We start from the raw sequence: 18,191 nt of genomic DNA on the forward strand, positions 1-18,191 counted from the left end.
CGGTGGCGCCGGGCGCGCGCGTGCGGTCTCCCAGAGAACCGCGTAGCTCAAACCACGTACCTCAACGCTCACGCGCGAGGCGCAACCGGGTGGCCGAAGCGGAACAACGGCTCAACCGTGTCGAACGGCATGTCCTCGCGGGACTCCTCGACCGCGCGCATGGAGGACGGCAGGTCGAAGGGCAGCCGCCCCTCGGCGAGCGCGTGGCCGAAGACCACGTCCAGGACGATGTCGTCCTCCGCCCCGAAGTCCGCAAGCAGCAGCAGCGCGCCGTCGGCGATGCCGGTGAGCACGGCCGGACGGTCGAGGTGCACGCACACGGCCAGTGGCACCGTCTCCCCCAATTCCCGCAACCTCGTGATCTCCGCGTCCGGGAACTCCAGCGACCCGGCGTGGAAGGCACCTTCGAGGAGCCCTTCCCGGCGTTCGTACGGTGCCTCCAGCCGCACGACGGCGAGGTCCGCGTCCGCCGGGTCGGTGACGACGGTGCCGTAGCGGGCGGCCACGCGCGGGTCGATGTTCTCGACATACAGCGCGCAGCCCGTGTCGTAGCCGGCCGGCCCTCCCGCGAGCCGGGTGACCGCGCGGCGCTGCGCGGTGCGCCCGAGGTCCCGGGTCTCGGGGTTGCCGACCAGGTCCGCGGCGGCGTCAGGGTCGACGTACGGGTCGTCGAACAGGCCGAGGCGGAACTTGTCGCGCAGGACGCGGCGGACCGACGCGTCGACGCGGGCCTCGGTGACCGCGCCCGACCGCACGGCTCGGATGATCAGCTCCGGACGGGTCTCACCGCCGAACTGGTCGACGCCGGCGTCGAGGAGCAGCCGTACCTGCTCCGCCTCCGGCAGGTGCTCGACCCCCCAGTTGCGGGCGGGCAGCTCGCCGCGCCCCGGGATCACCATGCCCCGCAGCACGTTGAAGTCCGTGCACACGACGCCGTCGAAGCGGTATCGCTCGCGAAGAAGGCCGGTGACGACGTCGCGGTTGAAGCACGCGCCGACCTCGGCCATGCCGGTGCCGAGCGGAATGCCGTAGCCGGGCATCACCTGCGCGCATCCGGCGTCGAGCGCGGCTTCGAAGGGTTGCAGGTGGTACTCCAGGTTGCCGCCGGGATAGGCGGCGTGCCTGCCGTACGAGAAGTGCGGGTCCTCGCCGTCCGCCGTCGCGCCGCCGCCGGGGAAGTGCTTGACCATGCACGCGACGCTCTCCGGTCCGAGCACCCCCGGCCCGGTCGGGTCGCCCACGACCCCCTGGAATCCGCGGATATACGCGACGAGCATGCGCGACGCCAGGTCCGCATCCTCGCCGAAGGTGCCGTGGATGCGCGCCCAGCGCGGTTCGGTGGCCAGGTCGGCCATCGGGTGGACGGCCACGCGGATGCCCACCGCACGCAGTTCCCGGGCCGCCGCGGCGGCGAACGCCGTGACGAGCCCGGTGTCGGCGGTGGCCGCCAGGCCGATCGGCTCGGGGCCGCGGCTGAATCCGCCGGTCAGGTGAGCGACGGAGGGGTTCGACGCGAAGCCGTGCCGCGGGTCGGAGGCCAGGGTGACCGGGACGCCGAGCCGGGTCGCGGCGGCGAGATCCTGGAGGTGGTTGTTCCAGCGGGCCATGACCGCGGGGACGGGCATGGTCATGAGCAGCAGGTTGCTGACCCCCGCCAAGGTGATTTCAGGGCATTCCTCTGGGAATGCGCCGCTCTGCGCGGTAAAAATGCGTCCGTGGCACATTTGGGCGGCCTTTTCGGCCAGCGTCATGCGGGCGAGCAGGTCCGTCACGCGGTCGTCGACGCCCAGACGGGGATCCTCGTACGGCTCCATCGTGCCGTTGTGGTTGAGATCGCGGAACTGGGTTCCGTCGTGGTGCGTCAGCAGTTTCATCGGTCGTCCTCGGGGGGCGTCGGCGGCGGTCCGCGGCGCCGCCGTGGACCCCGCCAGCGTCGCGGCCGGGTTTCCGGCACCACCGCAGATGGCGGAAAGCATCCTGAGAGGCCCCACGCATGCACGATCTGAAAGCGGCACCCGGTCCGGATGCGCTGGATGAACTGGACCTCCAGCTCGTGCACGCCCTCCAACTGGTGCCGCGCGCCGCGTGGACGGACCTGGCGCCGATCCTCGGTGCGTCCCCGGCCACCCTCGCGCGGCGCTGGCGGCGCATGGAGTCCGCGGGTGCCGCGTGGACGACCTGCCACCCGGGACTCCGGTACGGCGCGCAACTCCCGGTCGACGTCGCGGCGTTCGTCGAGGTCTCGGTGGTCCCGGGCCGGGTCGTCGAGGTGGCCGCGAGGCTGGCGCGGCACCGGCAGACCGTCGCGATCGAACACCTCACCGGCGACCGCGACCTGCTGGTGAGCGTGATCGCGGTGGACGCGGGGCGGCTCGCGGACTACCTCCAGACGCATCTGCCGTCCGTGCCGGGCATCACGCGCATCCGCGTCCAGATGCCGCTGCGCATGTACCAGGAGTCCGGCGCCTGGCGGCTGCGCACCCTGGACCGCGACCAGCGGCGGCGGCTCGCGGAGCTGCCGCGCCCGCGTCCGGACCACGCCGCCCAGCCGTTGGACGCCGACGACGTGGCCGTCCTCACCTGCCTCGGCCCGGACGGACGCCTCAGCACCGCCGAACTGGCCCGCCGCCTCAACCTCAGCGGCGTCACCGCGGCCCGGCGCCTGGCCCGGCTCGTGGGTTCGGGATACGCCCGGTTCCGCTGCGAGGTCGCGCGCTCGCTCACCGGCTGGCCGGTGACCGCGACCTGGTGGCTGCGCATCCCGTCCGGCGAACTCGACTCGGTCGCAGCCGAGTTGATCACGATCGGCGACGTACGCATGTGCGCCTCGATCACCGGCCCTGCGAACCTGATGCTGGTCATGTGGCTCCGCCACTCCGCCGACGTCGGCTCCCTTCAAGCCGAATGGTCCCGCCGCTTCCCCCGCATGGACGTCCTCGACTCGGCGCTCACCCTCCAGGCCATGAAGTCCATGGGCCGCCTCCTCGACGCAGACGGCTACAGCACCGGATTCGTCCCCCTCTTCCCGGGCCCGGCCGCACCGACGGCGACGACGACTCCTCCGGCGCGCGAACTATCGTGACCCATCAGTTCCTTCATGCGCCCAGCCCCGAAGGAGCCCAACGCCTTCGGTGACGCTCCCACCCGCCGCCCCGTTCGTGTTCCCGTTCCCGCTTCTTGTCCACATCGCGTCCCCCCGGAACTCGGCTTTGCGGCCGTACGTCCAAGCTGGCCTCAGGGCCAACTGGACGAGATTCGGGGGTGGTTCGCGTGGGCGGGGCGGATTGGCGGCGCGTGCTGGGACGGTCGGTGGCCTGCACCTTGGGCGGCCTTGTCGCCTTGGTCGCCTTGGTGATGGTCGGAGAGTCACGGTGTTCCGACGAAAGCGTTCCGGCGCACGAGTGGTTGCTGGCCTGCGGGGCCTTGGCAGCGGGTGGCACCGGTGCGGCCCTCCTCCTCGTCGCCATGGAACGAGCCCGGCTCAGCGGGAACCGCATCCGCCGCACCGCGATCGGGTGGCTGGCCGTACTCGGCTGCCTCCTGGCCTTCCTGTACGTGCCGATCGACCTGTTCGTGATGATGAGCCTGCGCTCCAACCACGGCCTCGGAAGCGTGACCGACTGCGGCGGGGGCGCGTGACGGCACGGGCGACGGCAGCCACGACCTGCGCAGTCATCCGCGTGGCGGTCCGTCTCGCGCGGCCGTGCAGTTGCCGTTGTGCCCTTCCGGGGGGCCGCATGTCGCTAGGCTCGTCGCGCAGTTCGTCGGCCGGCCGGTCGGCGGCCGTCCGCCTTGAGGAGTCCCGCCGCATGCGCGTTCTGGCGTCGCGCTACGAGCTTCACGAGACCGTCGGACGCGGCGGCATGGGCGAAGTGTGGCGCGGCCGTGATCGCGAACTCGACCGTACCGTGGCCGTGAAGGTGCTCCCGGCTGAGCTCACCCGGCACGACGAGTTCCGCGCCCGGTTCCGGCGCGAGGCACGCGTCGCCGCGTCGCTGTCGCACCACGGCGTCGCGGTCCTGCACGACGTAGGCGAGGACGACGGCGGCGGCGAGTCGGTGCCGTTCCTCGTCATGGAGTTCGTAGCGGGCGCCACGCTCGCGGAGGAGGTCCGCGGGGGTCCTCTCGCGCCGGACCGCGCGGTGGGGTTCGCCCGCGACATCGCCGACACGCTCGTCCACAGCCACGGACAGGGCCTGGTGCACCGCGACATCAAACCGTCGAACGTGATGCTCACCCCGGCCGGCGGCGTCAAGGTCCTGGACTTCGGCATCGCGAAGGCGCTGGCCGACACCGCCACCCGACTCACCTCCACGGGCGGCATGGTCGGCACGCCCGCCTATTTGTCCCCGGAGCAGATCGACGGCGCGGACGTGGACGGGCGTACCGACGTCTATTCGCTCGGCTGCCTGCTGTACGAACTCCTCACCGGACGCCCGCCGTTCACCGGCGACTCGCCGTTCGCGGTGATGAACCAGCACCTGTCGAAGGCCCCTGCCGCACCGTCCGAACTCCGGCCCGAAGTGCCCGCGTCCGTCGACGCCGTCGTACTGCGCGCGTTGGCCAAGAAGGCGGACGAACGCTATCCGGACGCAGGCTCGTTCCGTGCCGCGCTGGAGCAGGTCCGGGAGGCCGCACGGCAGACTGTCGTCGCCGTTCCCGCACCGCCGCCGATCGCGTCGGCGCCGACGGCGCACGCCTACCGGTCGGAGGCCGTTCCCGCCGCGTGGCCTCCGGGAGCTGTCGGTGTGGCCGGGCCCGCGTCCGGGAGCGGGCCCGCGGCGGGTGCCGCGTGGTCCAGCCCGCCGATTCCGGGGCAGCCGCCCGGGCCTCCGCCCGTCCCGGCAGGCCCGAACGGGATGAACGGGGTGGGCGGCGCAGGTCCGTACGCCCCGATGGTCTACCCCGGTCCCGGCGGCTACCCCCCGCCGTCGGGCGCGCCCCGACGTCCTACCTCCGCCGCACCACTACGAGACCGGCTGACCGCGGACTCGGCCCTGGCGCTGATCGGCTGCGTACTCGTCGCCTACCTGCAACTGTCGGACGTCGGGCAGTGGTCCCACGACGGCGTGTCGAAGTCCTCGCGCATCGTCTGGGTCGCGGGGCTCCTGGCGCTGCCGTGGGCGCCGCGGGTCAGCGCCGCACTCGTGTGGGGCGTGGCGGCGTTCGCCGCGGTCGACCCCCACGTACACCGCGACAAGATCATCGCCGTCCTGCTCCTGTGGGGCGCCGCGCTGCTGATGTGCTTCTGGATGGCCGTACGCCGCGATCCCCGCCGCGGCGCGCTCGCGGTCGTGTGCGGATGGCTGGTGTTCCGGATGGCATCCGACGCCTTCGACACCCGGTTCGGCGAGTCGTACGAGAACGCCGCGACCAACGCGTTCTGGGTGATGTTCGTCGTGATGCTCCTGACGACCGCCGTCGCCGACGTCCTCGAATTCCGCAGCCGCGCCCGCAGCCGACCCCCCGCCGTCTGAACGCCGGACACCGCCCAAACTCCGAGCCCCATCCCCCGGGCGCGATCCCACGCCACAGATCGCGCACCGAGCGTCAACGCCTCGCTGCCGCCGGACGCCGCTCGCGCGATCAGTCCTGGAACGTGTCGACCGTTTGCGGGAGCCGTACCTTTCCCTCACACCCGACCCGACAACACAGGGAGACCGGATTGACGGACAGCCGATCATCCGCACCCGGCGCCAAGTGGACGTCCACCTCCGCAAAGTCCCGCGCCGAGGTCCCACCCTCTATTGGCGCCCTCGGTACGCGTACTGGACGGGCATGGCCGGAGACCCCGCGACGGCACGCGGCATGTACGCGGTCCTCATCCCCGACCTGGCCCACCTCCACGGCCCACGCCACCGCATCACCATCGACGCCCGCATCGAACACGCCCGCTGGATAGGCGAGTCCGGCAACGCGGCCGCAGCGCGGGACATGTACGCAGGGCTGATCGCCAAATTCACCACACGTCGCAATCCCCTCTCACAGGATCTCGCGGAACACCACGCTTGGTGGACAGCACGCGCACAAGACGCCAAGTAGTCCCACCCTGCTGCCATCCCCGCACGAACACCCCCACGCCGCATAAGAATTCCTACGGCATTCCGCCCCGCAGGCCGTTGCCGGACTCCACCAACTTCCGCCGATGCCGCTAAATCCCCCGCGTGGGCCCGGCGTTCCGGAAGCCTCAGAGCACGGGATACAGGGTGAAACCCAGCGGGGAAGACAGTGTCGACGGGGTCTGCCGCAAGCGGTCGATGGCCTCGTCGATGCACCCGAGGTCGAGGAGATTCCGGGCCAAGGCGCGGGCGGTGGTGGGAAGGTGCGGTTCAAGGACGGCGACCGCGTCTTCGGAGCGGCGACAAGTCGGCGAGTCGCAGTCGTCGCAATGTGGCCCGGCGGCGATTCGACACAAGCAGGTCAGCGACTGCATCGCTACGACCGGCGTCCGCGGCGACATCGACCAGCGCCTCAGTCGCGGAGCCGTCGGCAATGAGTGGGAACGACAGCCGCGAAGGCCTCGACGCCGCGGCTGTAAGACTTAGGCGAGCGGCTCGCGTTGGGGCTGTTGAGTGGTCATTGGCCTCGGCGTTCGGTGCCTGGTTGATCGGAGAGGCGTTGGATGGCGTCGTGCCAGGTGACCGGCAGGTCTGCGGGGGTGGTGTGCCAGAAGGCGTGGGTGAACGACTTCATGGCGGGGCGCATGGCTTGGGTTGCGGCTGCGTGTGGGTCCGAGTTGGCGTAGCGGTGAAGGGTATCGCGGTCGTGCCAGACGGAGAGGGTATGGAAGACGCGGCGGAAGGGTTGGGCGATCAGGGAGGCGCTGTACGCTCCGGGCGCGTTCTTGACCTGTCTCCACGACGCCATCGACTTGGCGAGGAAGGCGGGGACGTGTGTGAGGGAAGTCAGTTCGAAGCGCGAGGCCATGACGAACAGCCGCATGTCGGGCGGCGGGGCTTGTGGGGAGATCCAGTTCAGCGTGGGCACGGGTAACGGCCTTTCGGTTACGGGATTTGGTTGAGCAAGAGGTGTGGTCAGCGGGTGGTGAAGAACAACCCCGCGTGCGTGTCGTGGGCGGAGACGAAGAAGCCGTCGGAGGTCGGCCTTGTGTCGATTCCCGCGCGTTCGACGACGTCGCGGGCGGTGATGAGGTCGCGGACGGCTATGGACATCGCGGCCAAGTAGGAGGCGGCGGGGGTGGGTTCGTCGGGGAGGACGTCGTCCGCGTGCGAGGACCGGACGATGCGCAGTTGGACGTGATCGGTGCTCAACACGGCCAGTGGGCCGTCGAGTTCGGGGACGGTCTCCAGGAGGAAGCTGTAGCGGCGGGTGATTGCGTCGAACTTCGTGTCCTCGGCCACGATCAGCACTCCGTCGAGACCGCAGGCGGTGTTCGGGTGTTCGAGGTAGCGCGGCTGGTGCACGTACCTGCGGGTGAGGTGCTGGGCGATGCCCACATAGCCCTCGGGCGTCGCGTCCGGGGCCAGGTGCACGGCGCGGGCGCGCATGGTGCGAAGGCCGTCCTCGGTGTCGACGTCGCGTTCCAGGGCCAGTACGCCTGATGTGCACAGGCCGGACGCGGTCAGCCTGCGGTGCGTGGCCGCGGCGTCGTGGGTCTCCAGGTTGAGCAGGCGGAAGCCCTCGTACTCGTCGGCCATGGCCTTGGTGTGCCACGGGTCGGGTGCGGACTCGTCGACGATGCCGAGGAGTTCGATGTAACCGTCGCCGAACAGGGCACACCGGTTGGCCGTGCAGCCCGGCGTCGGAGCCGCCCCGGGAGCGGCCGCCAACAGGTGCCGAGAGCGGGGGCTGAGGGTGAATCCGAGTGCGGTGTACGTGCGCTCCAGAGCGTCAAGGTCCCGCGTCAGGATGCCGGTGTGGTGGATTCCGTGGATGTCTCGTCGCATGAGCGGGATCCTGACGCGCGGTCGGCCGCCGGGTGCCGAAGCGGCCCCGTTCGGCCGGAATCCGACGGGGATCTAGGCTGACCGGGTGGAATCGGACGCAATAAACGGGCTTGGCTCGATCAACGTGCTCGACGTGCTGGACGTGAAGCTGATGCACGCGCTCCAGGTGGACGGCCGCGCGCCGTTCGCGCGGATCGCCGAGGTGCTGGGGGTCTCGGACCGCACGGTGGCGCGGCGGTACGGCCGGCTCAGCACCGCCGGGACCGCGCGCGTGGTCGGCGTGGCGTCCAGCGACCGGCTCGGGCGCGCGGAATGGCTCGCCCGGCTGCGGGTCCTTCCCGGGAACGCGGCGTCGGTCGCCCACGCACTGGCCCGTCGGCCGGACACCGCCTGGGTCACGGTTGCCGGCGGCGGCACCGAGATCGTCTGCATCATCCGGGTGACGGGCGAACAGCCCTTGCCTGCGGACGCGTTCGGGCGTGACTGGCCCTTCACCCGAGTCGATGTCCATCGACTGCTGCGTCCCGCGATGCGGCAACGCCGTTGGCGCGGGCGGACGTCGGCGCTGACCGACGACGAAGTCGCAGCCTTGCTCGGTCCGGTCGCTTCGCACGACACCGCAAACGGCGCGCCGGTGCCCCTGAGTTCACTGGACCGAAGGCTCCTCGACGCGCTGGCCGTCGACGGGCGGGCCGCCTACCCCGAACTCGCCCGCCGCGTCGGCTGGTCGGAGACCGCCGTCCGCCGCCGCCTGGACCATCTGCGCCGCTCGCAGGTCCTGCACTTCGACGTCGAGGTCGAACCCCGGCTGTTCGGCGGGGCCGTCCAATGCCTGCTCTGGATCAACGCGGCTCCCGCCCACACCCGCCGACTGGTCCAGGCCGTGGCCTCGGACGACGAAGCGGCGTTCGTCGCCACGACCACCGGGCCGCACAACGTGTTCGCCATCGCCGTCTGCCGCGACGCGGCCGCCCTCGACACCTACCTCGCAGACCGGATCGGCTCGCTTCCCGGCGTCCACAGCATCGCCACCACCACTGTCAACGCGTACGCCAAGCGCGCCGCTCCGACGCCGATCCCGCATCTGCGCCGTGAACCGAACGCGGCGTTCAATCAGGGGCAGTGACACACGACATATGACGGAGTGTCAGCATTTCACGTGGAGTCATTGCAGCTCAACGGGCTGATGCCTAGGCTCCGGGCATGTCCGAGAACCTCACACCGGAGGAGTTCGTCACGCCGTCGCGCGACGAGATTCCCGCGATCAGCCGCCAACACGTCCAGGGCCTGGAAGCCACCGACGACGATTCCGTGTGGATCTACGGCGGGATGAACCACGTCCTCATCCACACGGTCGGCCGCCGGTCCGGCAACCTGCACAAGGTCGCGCTGCCGTTCTGGGTCGACGGGGACGGGCACCGTATCGTCGTGGCGTCGTTCGCGGGGGCCCCGAAGAACCCGGCGTGGTTCACCAACCTGAGCGACCGCACCGCCAATCCGCAGTTGCTGGTGCGCGTACAGGGCGCCACCTACTGGAGTGACCAGCAGGTTCTCGACGGGGCGGACTACACCGACACGTGGGCGGCCCTGACCGCCGAACGCCCGTTCTACCGGGACTACCAGGCCAACTGCGGGCGTCGGATCCCGCTCGTCCGCCTGCCCGAGACGGTCCGGATCGCCACCCGCGGCTGACCGGATCGGCCGCGGCGCCCCCGGCCACCGCGCCCCCGGATGCGCGGAGGCCGGGGAGCACGGCGGCCGGGACGTGATCCTGCGTGCGTTCGAGGCACGCGACCGGATGCCGATGCCCCTGGCTCCGGGCTCCCCGGCCCCCGCACTCAGACGGGGTCGAACCGGAGCCCGGCGCCGCGAGTCCCGAAGATGTCGGTGGCCATGCGGTCGCCGATCTCGGCCGCGTCCCAGCGGCGGCCGCCGGCGGCGGTGGCCTTGCGCTCGCTCCAACCCCGCATCCAGACGATACGGTCCTCGATAGACCGGATGACCTGGCCGGTGACGTGCTGGGCCTCGTCGCTCGCCAACCAGGCGACCAGCGGTGAGCTGTTCGACGGGTCCATGGGGTGCCACTCGTCGTCGGGCACGTCCTCCGGCTCGATCACCTCGCCGGCACCGGGCATCGTCGCGGTGATCCGCGTCAGGCCCGACGGGCCGACCGCGTTGACGGTGACGCGCGAGCGGTGGAGTTCGAGTGCCAGCGTGAGCGTCATCCCGACGATGGCGGCCTTGGCGGCGGCGTACCCCGTCTGGCCGAAGTTGCCGGTCAGACCGGCCCCCGACGTGGTGTTGACGATGCGGCCCGTCGAGCCCGGCGTCTCCTTGGCCCGCGCCCGCCAGTACTTCGCGGCGTGGTGGCACGGCGACCACGTCCCGGCGACGTGCACGCGCAGGACGGCGTCGAAGTCCTCGCGCGGCATGTTCCAGACGGCCGCGTCACGGACGATCCCCGCGTTGTTCACCAGGACGTCCAACGAGCCGAACGCGTCGATCGCCGTCGCGATCATGTCCCCGGCCTGCTCATGGTCGGCCACGTCCCCGTAGTGGACGCGCGCGGTGCCGCCGCGCTCCTCGATCAGCTTCACCGTGGTGTCCGCGGCGTTGCCCGCGCCCTCGCCGCGCACGCTGCCGCCGAGGTCGTTGACCAGCACGTGGGCTCCCTGCCTTGCGAGCTCCAGCGCGTGCGCACGTCCGATCCCGCGCCCCGCCCCCGTGACTACCGCCACCTTGCCGTCCAGAAGTCCCATGCCGTTCCTTTCAGCACCTGCCATCGGCAACCCAGGCCAGAGGATCATCTACTTTATACTTTCTACTCTGTCTGGACACAACGCCAACTCCCTCGCCCATCGGGCCAATGCCGAGCAACCGGGTGTCGCGGTACGCCGGAGGCGATGCGTGCGCGAAGCCGCCAAGCTCCGTGGAAGCATGGGCTTGAGCAATGCGGAACGGGGCGTCCGCCGTTCCGTTCGTTGCGGTTCCCTTGACTTTTCCGGCCCCGAGACCGTCAATGCCTGATCGGACGTCGCGGTGCCAGGGGAGCGTGTGCGTGGAGATGACCTGTGGGAAGACATCAGCGCGGATCCGCGGGGTCGTGGTGGCGATCGCGGTCGCCGTGGTGACGACGGCCGTGTCCGGGTGCTCGGCACACGACGCGAAGAAGGCGCCGCCGGATCTGTGCGCGCTGATGACCGCACCGCCGCTGACCGAATCCTCGGCGGCACGCCCAGGCACCAGTCGTCCAGTACGCGCATGCTGTCGCTCGCGGACTGCGAGTACTTCGGCAGCGGTGGCTCCTTGGTCGTGTCACTCGAACGCTCAGGGGGCAGCGACAAGTTCAGCGGCTCCCACAAAGCGAATTCCGGCTTCGAGGTCCGCAGGGAGTCCGCATCGTCGCAGCCGGGGTGTGCGTCGCCTCCGCGTTCCCCGGGGCTGGGCAAGAACTCCTTCGAATGCCGCTTCCCCGGAAGGTTCGAGATCACCGTGCGCAAGGGCGCGGACCTGCTGGAGTTGGCCGTCACCGAAAAGCTCGCCGAAAACCCGGCCTCGACAGATGTGTTGCGCGGCTACGCCCGCCAAGTCCTCGACGGCTTGTAGGCGGATCCGTCGGACCGCGTGAACTCCGGAATTGCGCGAACTCCGGCCTGCGTGAACTCCGGCCCGCCTGACCTCCGGGATGGCCGCTACGTGCGTGTGCGAAGAAGCCCCGCGCACGGGGCCCGCCCCTCAGCGGACGGGGCGTGCCGACCGGTCGCCGGCGCTCGACCGCGGATGGGGCGCACGGGCGTAGGTGCGCAGGAAGGAGTCGACGACCTGGTGGACGAACGCGCTGGTGACCTCCAGATCGCCCATCAGCCGCCGGAAGAACAGGGGGCCCACCAGTTGGGCCACCGCCAGCTCGAAATCGAGGTCCGCGGGCAGGTCGCCGCGATCGACCGCGCCCCGCAGGATGCGCTGGCACGCGGCGGTGCCCGTGTCATACATCCGTTGCTTCAGCGACGTGAACGCGGCGTCCACACCTGACCGTTCGACCAGCGCCCTCATGGCCCGCTCGCTGACGGGCTGATGGAGGAGCCGTCGCGAGCCTTCCAACAGTGCGACGAGGTCGCTGCGCAGGTCGCCGGTCGTCGGCGGCTCCGCGTCCGCGACCAGCTCGGACAGCGCGTCCTGAAGCAGCGCGGCCGCATCCGGCCAGTGGCGGTACAGGGTGGTCCGCCCGATTCCGCTGCGCGCGGCGACGGCGACGTGCGTGACCCCTTGCAGCCCCTGGTCGACGAGCAGGTCCCGGGCCGCCGCGAGCGCGGCGGCGCGACTGCGCAGCGCACGGGGGTCAGGGCTGCGACCGGAGGCGGCTGGGCTGGGCATGGTCGCCAGTTTGCCACGGCCGGGCGGGGTGGCGGCGCAACTTCGGCACAAGTTGCACCGCAGATACTTTCGGGGCATCATGTTCCACATCTTCGGAACAACTTGTTCCATTATTTGGCTGGAGGTGCGCCTCACCCATGCCCATCGACCTGACGATGATGTACGCCGTCCACGACGCCGTTCGCCGCGACGCCGACCGGATGACGCAGGACGCCCGGCCCGCGGCCCTGACAGCCGGATGGCCGCCCTTCAAGCAGTACCTGACCGCCCACCACGCGGCCGAGGACGCCTCCCTGTGGCCGGTGCTCCGTTTGCGGACCGCCGCCTCGGACGATGCACGCCGGACGGCGGCGCTATTGGACGCCATGACGGCGGAACACGGCGACCTCGACTCAGCGATGGCTGTCGTCGACAACGCGCTGGCCGCCGGCGACCACAGCACGGCACACAGGGCGGTGAGGGATCTCGCCCCGCTGGTGCGGGCGCACCTCGATCACGAGGAGCGCGACGTACTCCCGCTGCTCGGCGAGGTGCTCACCGAAAAGGAGTGGGCCGCGTTCGGAAAGGAGCAGCGCGAGGGGCTCGGCCCGGGCGGCCCCGGAGACTTCCTGCCCTGGTTGCTCGACGACGTATCCGACGAACGCCGACGGCAGGTCCTCGGCGCGCTCCCGCAACCCGTTCGACTGCTCTTCACCACCGTCTGGGCTCCCCGGTATCGCCGTACGCGGCACAACCCCAGCGCACAATAAGGGAGTTCGTCATCAATACGACACTGCTGGCACTCCACGTCACCGCCGCGCTGACCCTGACGATTCTTCTCGGCGTGCAGTGCGCCGAGCTCAGCCGCCTCCGGCATCAGCCGACGGGCAGCGGCACGCGGCCGCGCGGACTGACCGCAATTCTCCTGGCCATCCCGGCGGCGACCCTGGCCGTCGCGGCCAGCGGCGGCATGGTCCTGCGGTCCGGCGCACACACCGGACCATGGGTCGGCGGCGGGGTGTTCGCCGCCGTGGTCATCTTCACGACTTCAATCTGGGCACTGCGAACTCTGCGGACGCCGAACGGCCGAAGCGCCCCGCGCCGGGCGACGTCCTCGCGGCCGACGCCCGCACAGGTCACGGCCATCGCCGTGGCGCAGTGGGGAGCACCGGCGTTCGCCCTGGCCGGAACGTACCTGATGGCAGCCCGACCCGAGGAAGCCGCCGGGGCGATCCTCCCGGTCGTCCTCGCCCTCGTCATCACCGCCGCCGCGACCGGAAACGCTCGCCGCACGCCCCCCACCCCGATCTGACCGTCCGGCGCCCGAACCCACCCGGCCTTCGCCTTCCCGGGCGACCGCACGGTCGGCCCGCAGATCCGCCTGCCGGCCCCCTCCACCTGCCTCCACGACACGGCGCATCCCCACGAACTCGCGTGGCTCCCCTCCACAGGTGTCGATCTCTGCACGCCCGTTGGGACTGCTCCGCCGTCGTACCCACCTGTCCCGGACCCGATTCAGCAAAGGATCAGCACACGTGAACGCGTTGACGTCCCACCTTCTGGCACAACGGCCGTACGCGGACGGCTCACCCGGCCGATCCTGGGCCCTCGCCACGGTATTCGCCCGCCTGGCCCTCGCGATCGGGTTCCTGTCGGCGGTCGCCGACCGTTTCGGTGTGGGGTGGTCCGGGGGTCCGCGAAGTCGCCTGGGGCGACTTCGGCAGCTACCTCGACTATGTCCGTGACCTCACCCCCTACCTGCCGGCGTTCATGAGCGACGCGGCGGGATGGGCGGCGACGGGCTGCGAGGCGGTCCTCGGCCTGACCCTGCTTCTCGGCGTCGCGACGCGCCTGTCGGCGTGGGCCAGTGCGGGGATGCTGCTGGTGTTCGCCCTGTCGATGTTCTTCTTCGTCGACCCGGAAGCCCCGTTCAACGCCTCTGTGTTCAGTGCGTGTGCCGCCGCACTGGTACTGGCCCTTGCGCCCCGCGGCGCGTACGCGTGCACCGCGGATCGCCTGCTCGGCGCGGACCGCGTCGGACAACCGGGCACGTGATGAACCCATCAGACAAGGGAGTTCCGATGTCCAGCAAGACCCGGCCACCGGCCACCGACCCCGCGCGCTCGCTCGATCCGCCCGACGCGGACCCCGCCGCCCCGAGCTTCCTGGCGACCGGACGCGGCAAGCTCACGCTGTTCCTGCTCTGCACGGTGGCGTTCCTCGACTTCGTGGACGCCTCGATCGTCAACATCGCGCTGCCCGCCATCCAACGCGACCTCGACCTGTCCAACCAGAGTCTTCAGTGGGTCCCCTCCGGCTACCTGCTGACCTATGGCGGGCTGATGCTGCTCGGCGGCCGCATGGCCGACCTCCTCGGCCGCCGCCGCGTCCTGACGGCCGGCACCGTCGTCTTCGCCATCGCCTCACTCGCCGGCGGCGTCGCGCAGAACTCCGAAGTCCTCATCGGGGCACGGCTGGCACAGGGCGTCGGCGCGTCGATGATGCTGCCGGCCGCACTGTCCATCCTCACCACGTCGTTCGGTGACGGCCCGGACCGGCACAAGGCCCTCGGGGTCTGGGCGGGGACCGGCGCCCTGGCGTCCGCGGTCGGTGTGTTCCTCGGCGGCGTCCTGACCGAAGGGCCCGGCTGGCGCTGGGTCATGTTCGTCAACCTCCCGGTCTGCGCGCTCGTGCTGCCGGCCATCGGGCGGCTCATTCCGGACGACCGGCGTCGCGCGTCCGCACGCGACTTCGACTTCCTCGGCACCGCACTGGCCACCGCGGGACTGCTCCTCCTGGTCTACGGACTGGTCAAGGCACCCGAGCAGGGCTGGGACTCGGCCGAGACCGTCGTCGAACTCGCGTCGGCGGGACTGCTGCTGGCCGCCTTCGTCGTCAACGAAAGCCGCAGCGCCAACCCGCTCATGCCGCTCTCCGTCTTCCGGGTGAAGGGCCTCGCCGCCGCCAACGCCACACAACTCATCGCGATGTCGGGCTTCCTGGCGATGTTCTTCTTCCTGACCCTCTACATGCAGGGCGTGCTCGGCTACTCCGAGATCGAGGCGGGCTCGGCGTTCCTGCCGGTGTGCGTCGGCGTCGGCATCGCGGCGGGCATCGCGTCACCGCTGCTGGCGAGGACCGGGACCCGACCGGTCATCGTCGTCGGAGCGCTCGTCGCGTCGGGCGGTGTGTACATGCTCTCGCGCATCCCGGTCGACGGCTCCTACCTCACCGACCTGCTGCCCGGCCTGGTCGTCATGTCGTTCGGCCTCGGCTGGGTGTTCGTCGGCGTCGCAACGGCGGCCAACGCGGGAGTCCCGGCCGACAAGGCCGGGTTGGCGGCCGCGCTGCTGAACACCTCCCAACAACTGGGCGGCGCTCTCGGACTGGCGATCCTGTCGGCGGTGGCCACCTCCAAGACGGCGGACCGGATCTCCGCAGGGCAGCCGGCACCGGAGGCGTACACCGACGGATACCGACAGGCCCTGCTCGTCGGCTCCGTCTTCCTCGCGGCGGCGGCGCTCATCGCGATGTTCGTCGCGAACACGCGCGGCGAGTCCCCTCAGGCACAAGCCGACACCGCCGAGACCCGCGCCGAGTCCACGGGCGACGGCGGGCTCGACCACGGGTGCGCGATGCGCACGGCGGAACGGAGCACCCCTTGAAGACACACGTCGATGCCGCCCGCCGCCGGAGCGCGGGCGTGTGCCCGGATGTCGGCGGCGGTCGGGGGACCAGGTGCCGGCCGGGAGCGCCGGACTGCGGCCGACGAGCCGAACCAGGGTTCAGAACATGGTTGTTGGCGAGGCGCTCACTGTTCGCGGAGGTATGTGAGGACGGCCAGGACGCGGCGGTGGCCGGCTTCGTCGGTGAGGAGGTTGAGCTTGGCGAAGATGCTGCGGATGTGCTTGTGGATCGCGGCTTCGGTGACGTGCAGGCGCGCTGCGATGTCCGCGTTGCGGTAGCCCTGGGCCATCAGTTCGAGGACGTCGCGCTCGCGCGCGGTGAGGGTGGCGAGCGGGCTGCGGCTGCGGTTGCGGCGCATCAGCGTGGTCACGACTTCGGGGTCGAGGACGGTTTCGCCCGCGACCACGCGGTCGATGGTGCGCAGGAAGTCCTCGACGGCGCCGACGCGTTCCTTGAGCAGATAGCCGACCGCGCCGGCGCCGTCGGCGAGGAGGTCGCTCGCGTACCTGGTCTCGACGTGGGCGGAGAGGACGAGCATCGGGAAACCCGGGCGCCGGGTGCGGACTTCGATGGCCGCGCGGAGTCCCTCGTCGGTGAAGGTCGGGGGCATGCGTACGTCCACGACGGCCAGGTCGGCGGCGAGTTCCTCGACCGTTTCGTGCAGGCGGGAGGCGTCGGCGTGCGCGGCCACCACGTCGATGCCCTCGGCGGACAGCAGCGCGGACAGGCCCTCGCGCAGCAACGTGTCGTCCTCGGCGATCACGACTCGCACGGCAGCTCCATTCGTACGGAAGTCGGCCCACCCGGCGGGCTGTCGACGGCGACCGTGCCGCCGAGCGCGCCGATGCGGTCGTCGATTCCGGCCAGGCCGCTGCCTTTTGCCGGTTCGGCGCCGCCCCGGCCGTCGTCGGTCACGGTGGTGATCACGCGCATGCCCTCGTCGCCGTCTCTCCAGGTCAGGTGGATGTCGCACGCGGTTGCGCCGCTGTGCTTGGCCACGTTGGTCAGCGCCTCGGCGATCGAGAAATACAGGGCCGCGTCGACCGAGGCCGCCGTCGGGGCCGGGCCGTCGACGCGCAGCCGGGTGGGGATCTGCATCCGGTCGGCCAGCAGTCCCACGGCCGGGACCAGGCCCTCCTCGGCGAGCACCGGCGGGTAGACGCCGCGGATGATGCGGCGCATTTCGGCGAGGGCGTCGCGGCTCGCGTCCTGCGCCTTCGCCAGCGTCGTCGCGATGTCGCCCTTGCCGGTGGTGAGTTGCCGTTGCGCGGTGCCGATGAACATCGAGACGGCGACCAGGCGGTTCTGCGCCGCGTCGTGCAGGTCGCGTTCGATGCGTCGGAGTTCGGCGCTGTGGACGTCGACCGCCGAGCGCCGTCGCTGCTCCTCGATCCGTACGCGGAGCCGCAGTTCCTGATCCCGTGTCGCCGCGAGCAGGCGTTCGCCGAGCCGGGCGTCGGCCGCCGCCACCGCCGGTGCGCCGAACGCCCACACCGCGAGGCCCGCGAGGCCGATCAGGCCCGACGCCAGCGCGAGCCACCACGAGGTGATCTCGAACAACTGGTCCGCGGGCTTGCCGTCCGGCATCGCCCACCAGTACGCCGGCAGGGCCAGCGCCTGAAGCGCGGTCAGGGGCAGGACGACGGCGACCACGCCAAGCGGGATCCCGACGACGACGCGCTGGAGGAGGGCGGTGAGGTCGCGGGCGAGGGTGCCGTCGGCGACACGGTGGTCGCGTGGCGGCTTCGCCGCGGCGGAAGTGGATGCGCCGGAGGTGGATGCTGCCGAGGTGGATGCGCCCGAGTTTGATGCGACTGAGGTGGATGCCGCGGAGCTGGGTGCCGCGGAGGTCCGCGGCGCGTACGGTGAGGCGATCGGCCGCCCGAGCGCCCGGCCCACCCTCCCCCGCTCGCGGTCGCACCAGCGCCGCAGCAACACCGACGCCGGTCCCGCGAGCAGCAGCCCGACGCCGATCAACGACAGCGCGGCCACCGACACCACGACCACCAGGACGAGCAGACCGTACAGCCCGGACAACGCACCGGCCGTCAGAAAGCGCACCGCACGAGCCACCTGCCGGACTCCCGGCACACGCCGCCGCCGACGCCCGGAACCGCCCTCGCACGTGGAACTCACCTCGGTGACATTACCGCTCCCCCACATCGCGCCCGCACACAAATGCGCAGGCCATCGGCACAACGGTAGTGCCCGCGCTACCCCCGGCCGGTCCCCTGGGCCACCCCC

General features: G+C 71.1%; 18 protein-coding genes. 11 read left to right on the forward strand and 7 right to left on the reverse strand.

Going from position 1 to position 18,191, the window contains the following annotated elements; translation table 11 throughout:
- Positions 1-68: 68 nt before the first annotated feature.
- Positions 69-1,874 (reverse strand): glycoside hydrolase family 3 protein, encoded by a 1,806-nt coding sequence (locus ACRX5S_RS35570; RefSeq protein WP_436777359.1) that lies wholly within the window; start codon positions 1,872-1,874, stop codon positions 69-71.
- A gap of 119 nt (positions 1,875-1,993) precedes the next feature.
- Between ACRX5S_RS35570 and ACRX5S_RS35575 the strand changes: the two genes are divergently transcribed.
- From ACRX5S_RS35575 to ACRX5S_RS35590, 4 genes are all read left to right on the forward strand, one after another.
- Positions 1,994-3,082: an Lrp/AsnC family transcriptional regulator gene (locus ACRX5S_RS35575; RefSeq protein ID WP_436777360.1), complete on the forward strand. Its 1,089-nt coding sequence runs from the start codon at positions 1,994-1,996 to the stop codon at positions 3,080-3,082.
- Between the two features lie 341 nt (positions 3,083-3,423).
- Positions 3,424-3,639 (forward strand): hypothetical protein, encoded by a 216-nt coding sequence (locus ACRX5S_RS35580; protein WP_436777361.1) that lies wholly within the window; start codon positions 3,424-3,426, stop codon positions 3,637-3,639.
- 170 nt (positions 3,640-3,809) lie between these two features.
- Entirely contained in the window at positions 3,810-5,477 is a 1,668-nt protein-coding gene (locus tag ACRX5S_RS35585; protein ID WP_436777362.1) for a protein kinase domain-containing protein, read from the forward strand.
- Positions 5,478-5,778: 301 nt separating this feature from the next.
- Positions 5,779-6,042, forward strand: a complete 264-nt coding sequence (locus ACRX5S_RS35590) for a hypothetical protein (protein WP_436777363.1) — start codon at positions 5,779-5,781, stop codon at positions 6,040-6,042.
- A 534-nt stretch (positions 6,043-6,576) separates the two neighbouring features.
- On the opposite strand, the gene ACRX5S_RS35595 is transcribed toward ACRX5S_RS35590, so the two are convergent.
- Together ACRX5S_RS35595 and ACRX5S_RS35600 are read right to left on the reverse strand one after the other, a co-directional pair.
- Entirely contained in the window at positions 6,577-6,987 is a 411-nt protein-coding gene (locus ACRX5S_RS35595; RefSeq protein WP_436777364.1) for a DUF3291 domain-containing protein, read from the reverse strand.
- A 47-nt stretch (positions 6,988-7,034) separates the two neighbouring features.
- Positions 7,035-7,907: a VOC family protein gene (locus ACRX5S_RS35600; protein WP_436777365.1), complete on the reverse strand. Its 873-nt coding sequence runs from the start codon at positions 7,905-7,907 to the stop codon at positions 7,035-7,037.
- An 85-nt stretch (positions 7,908-7,992) separates the two neighbouring features.
- Here ACRX5S_RS35600 and ACRX5S_RS35605 point away from each other — a divergent pair, with 85 nt between their 5' ends.
- Positions 7,993-9,033, forward strand: coding sequence for an Lrp/AsnC family transcriptional regulator (locus ACRX5S_RS35605; protein ID WP_436777366.1), 1,041 nt, complete (start codon positions 7,993-7,995; stop codon positions 9,031-9,033).
- 77 nt (positions 9,034-9,110) lie between these two features.
- Positions 9,111-9,599 carry a nitroreductase/quinone reductase family protein gene (locus tag ACRX5S_RS35610; RefSeq protein WP_436777367.1) on the forward strand — a complete coding sequence of 163 codons (489 nt, stop codon included), beginning with the start codon at positions 9,111-9,113 and terminating at the stop codon, positions 9,597-9,599.
- A 146-nt stretch (positions 9,600-9,745) separates the two neighbouring features.
- Here ACRX5S_RS35610 and ACRX5S_RS35615 read toward each other — a convergent pair whose 3' ends face one another.
- Positions 9,746-10,666, reverse strand: a complete 921-nt coding sequence (locus ACRX5S_RS35615) for an SDR family NAD(P)-dependent oxidoreductase (RefSeq protein WP_436777368.1) — start codon at positions 10,664-10,666, stop codon at positions 9,746-9,748.
- Positions 10,667-11,168: 502 nt separating this feature from the next.
- On the opposite strand from ACRX5S_RS35615, the gene ACRX5S_RS35620 reads away from it, so the two are divergent.
- The gene (locus ACRX5S_RS35620; RefSeq protein ID WP_436777369.1) at positions 11,169-11,513 is read left to right on the forward strand and encodes a hypothetical protein; all 345 of its coding nucleotides are present in this window, start codon (positions 11,169-11,171) and stop codon (positions 11,511-11,513) included.
- 129 nt (positions 11,514-11,642) lie between these two features.
- Here ACRX5S_RS35620 and ACRX5S_RS35625 read toward each other — a convergent pair whose 3' ends face one another.
- The gene (locus ACRX5S_RS35625) at positions 11,643-12,281 is read right to left on the reverse strand and encodes a TetR/AcrR family transcriptional regulator C-terminal ligand-binding domain-containing protein (protein ID WP_436777370.1); all 639 of its coding nucleotides are present in this window, start codon (positions 12,279-12,281) and stop codon (positions 11,643-11,645) included.
- Between the two features lie 137 nt (positions 12,282-12,418).
- Between ACRX5S_RS35625 and ACRX5S_RS35630 the strand changes: the two genes are divergently transcribed.
- The 4 genes from ACRX5S_RS35630 to ACRX5S_RS35645 all read left to right on the forward strand — a co-directional run bounded on the left by ACRX5S_RS35630 (position 12,419) and on the right by ACRX5S_RS35645 (position 15,925).
- A complete protein-coding gene (locus tag ACRX5S_RS35630) occupies positions 12,419-13,030 on the forward strand; it encodes a hemerythrin domain-containing protein (RefSeq protein ID WP_436777371.1) in 612 nt (203 codons plus the stop codon).
- Between the two features lie 74 nt (positions 13,031-13,104).
- Complete coding sequence (locus tag ACRX5S_RS35635) at positions 13,105-13,572, forward strand: hypothetical protein (protein WP_436777372.1); 468 nt, start codon at positions 13,105-13,107, stop codon at positions 13,570-13,572.
- A 362-nt stretch (positions 13,573-13,934) separates the two neighbouring features.
- Entirely contained in the window at positions 13,935-14,315 is a 381-nt protein-coding gene (locus ACRX5S_RS35640; RefSeq protein WP_436777373.1) for a DoxX family membrane protein, read from the forward strand.
- Positions 14,316-14,341: 26 nt separating this feature from the next.
- Positions 14,342-15,925 carry an MFS transporter gene (locus ACRX5S_RS35645; protein WP_436777374.1) on the forward strand — a complete coding sequence of 528 codons (1,584 nt, stop codon included), beginning with the start codon at positions 14,342-14,344 and terminating at the stop codon, positions 15,923-15,925.
- Positions 15,926-16,071: 146 nt separating this feature from the next.
- On the opposite strand, the gene ACRX5S_RS35650 is transcribed toward ACRX5S_RS35645, so the two are convergent.
- Together ACRX5S_RS35650 and ACRX5S_RS35655 are read right to left on the reverse strand one after the other, a co-directional pair.
- A complete protein-coding gene (locus tag ACRX5S_RS35650; RefSeq protein WP_436777375.1) occupies positions 16,072-16,719 on the reverse strand; it encodes a response regulator in 648 nt (215 codons plus the stop codon).
- The gene (locus ACRX5S_RS35655) at positions 16,707-18,008 is read right to left on the reverse strand and encodes a sensor histidine kinase (RefSeq protein WP_436777376.1); all 1,302 of its coding nucleotides are present in this window, start codon (positions 18,006-18,008) and stop codon (positions 16,707-16,709) included. The genes ACRX5S_RS35650 and ACRX5S_RS35655 overlap by 13 nt, the downstream gene beginning before the upstream one ends.
- Between the last annotated feature and the right edge of the window lie 183 nt (positions 18,009-18,191).

Source organism: Yinghuangia sp. YIM S09857 (assembly GCF_051388915.1).
Lineage (GTDB): Bacteria > Actinomycetota > Actinomycetes > Streptomycetales > Streptomycetaceae > Yinghuangia.

Bases quoted from the DNA above. Each gene is read 5' to 3' on its own strand.
- ACRX5S_RS35620 (WP_436777369.1), top strand. From the start codon at position 11,169: ATGCTGTCGCTCGCGGACTGCGAGTACTTCGGCAGCGGTGGCTCCTTG.
- ACRX5S_RS35610 (WP_436777367.1), top strand. From the start codon at position 9,111: ATGTCCGAGAACCTCACACCGGAGGAGTTCGTCACGCCGTCGCGCGAC.
- ACRX5S_RS35575 (WP_436777360.1), top strand. From the start codon at position 1,994: ATGCACGATCTGAAAGCGGCACCCGGTCCGGATGCGCTGGATGAACTG.
- ACRX5S_RS35590 (WP_436777363.1), top strand. From the start codon at position 5,779: ATGGCCGGAGACCCCGCGACGGCACGCGGCATGTACGCGGTCCTCATC.
- ACRX5S_RS35615 (WP_436777368.1), bottom strand. From the start codon at position 10,666: ATGGGACTTCTGGACGGCAAGGTGGCGGTAGTCACGGGGGCGGGGCGC.
- ACRX5S_RS35600 (WP_436777365.1), bottom strand. From the start codon at position 7,907: ATGCGACGAGACATCCACGGAATCCACCACACCGGCATCCTGACGCGG.
- ACRX5S_RS35570 (WP_436777359.1), bottom strand. From the start codon at position 1,874: ATGAAACTGCTGACGCACCACGACGGAACCCAGTTCCGCGATCTCAAC.
- ACRX5S_RS35625 (WP_436777370.1), bottom strand. From the start codon at position 12,281: ATGCCCAGCCCAGCCGCCTCCGGTCGCAGCCCTGACCCCCGTGCGCTG.
- ACRX5S_RS35630 (WP_436777371.1), top strand. From the start codon at position 12,419: ATGCCCATCGACCTGACGATGATGTACGCCGTCCACGACGCCGTTCGC.
- ACRX5S_RS35585 (WP_436777362.1), top strand. From the start codon at position 3,810: ATGCGCGTTCTGGCGTCGCGCTACGAGCTTCACGAGACCGTCGGACGC.
- ACRX5S_RS35645 (WP_436777374.1), top strand. From the start codon at position 14,342: ATGTCCAGCAAGACCCGGCCACCGGCCACCGACCCCGCGCGCTCGCTC.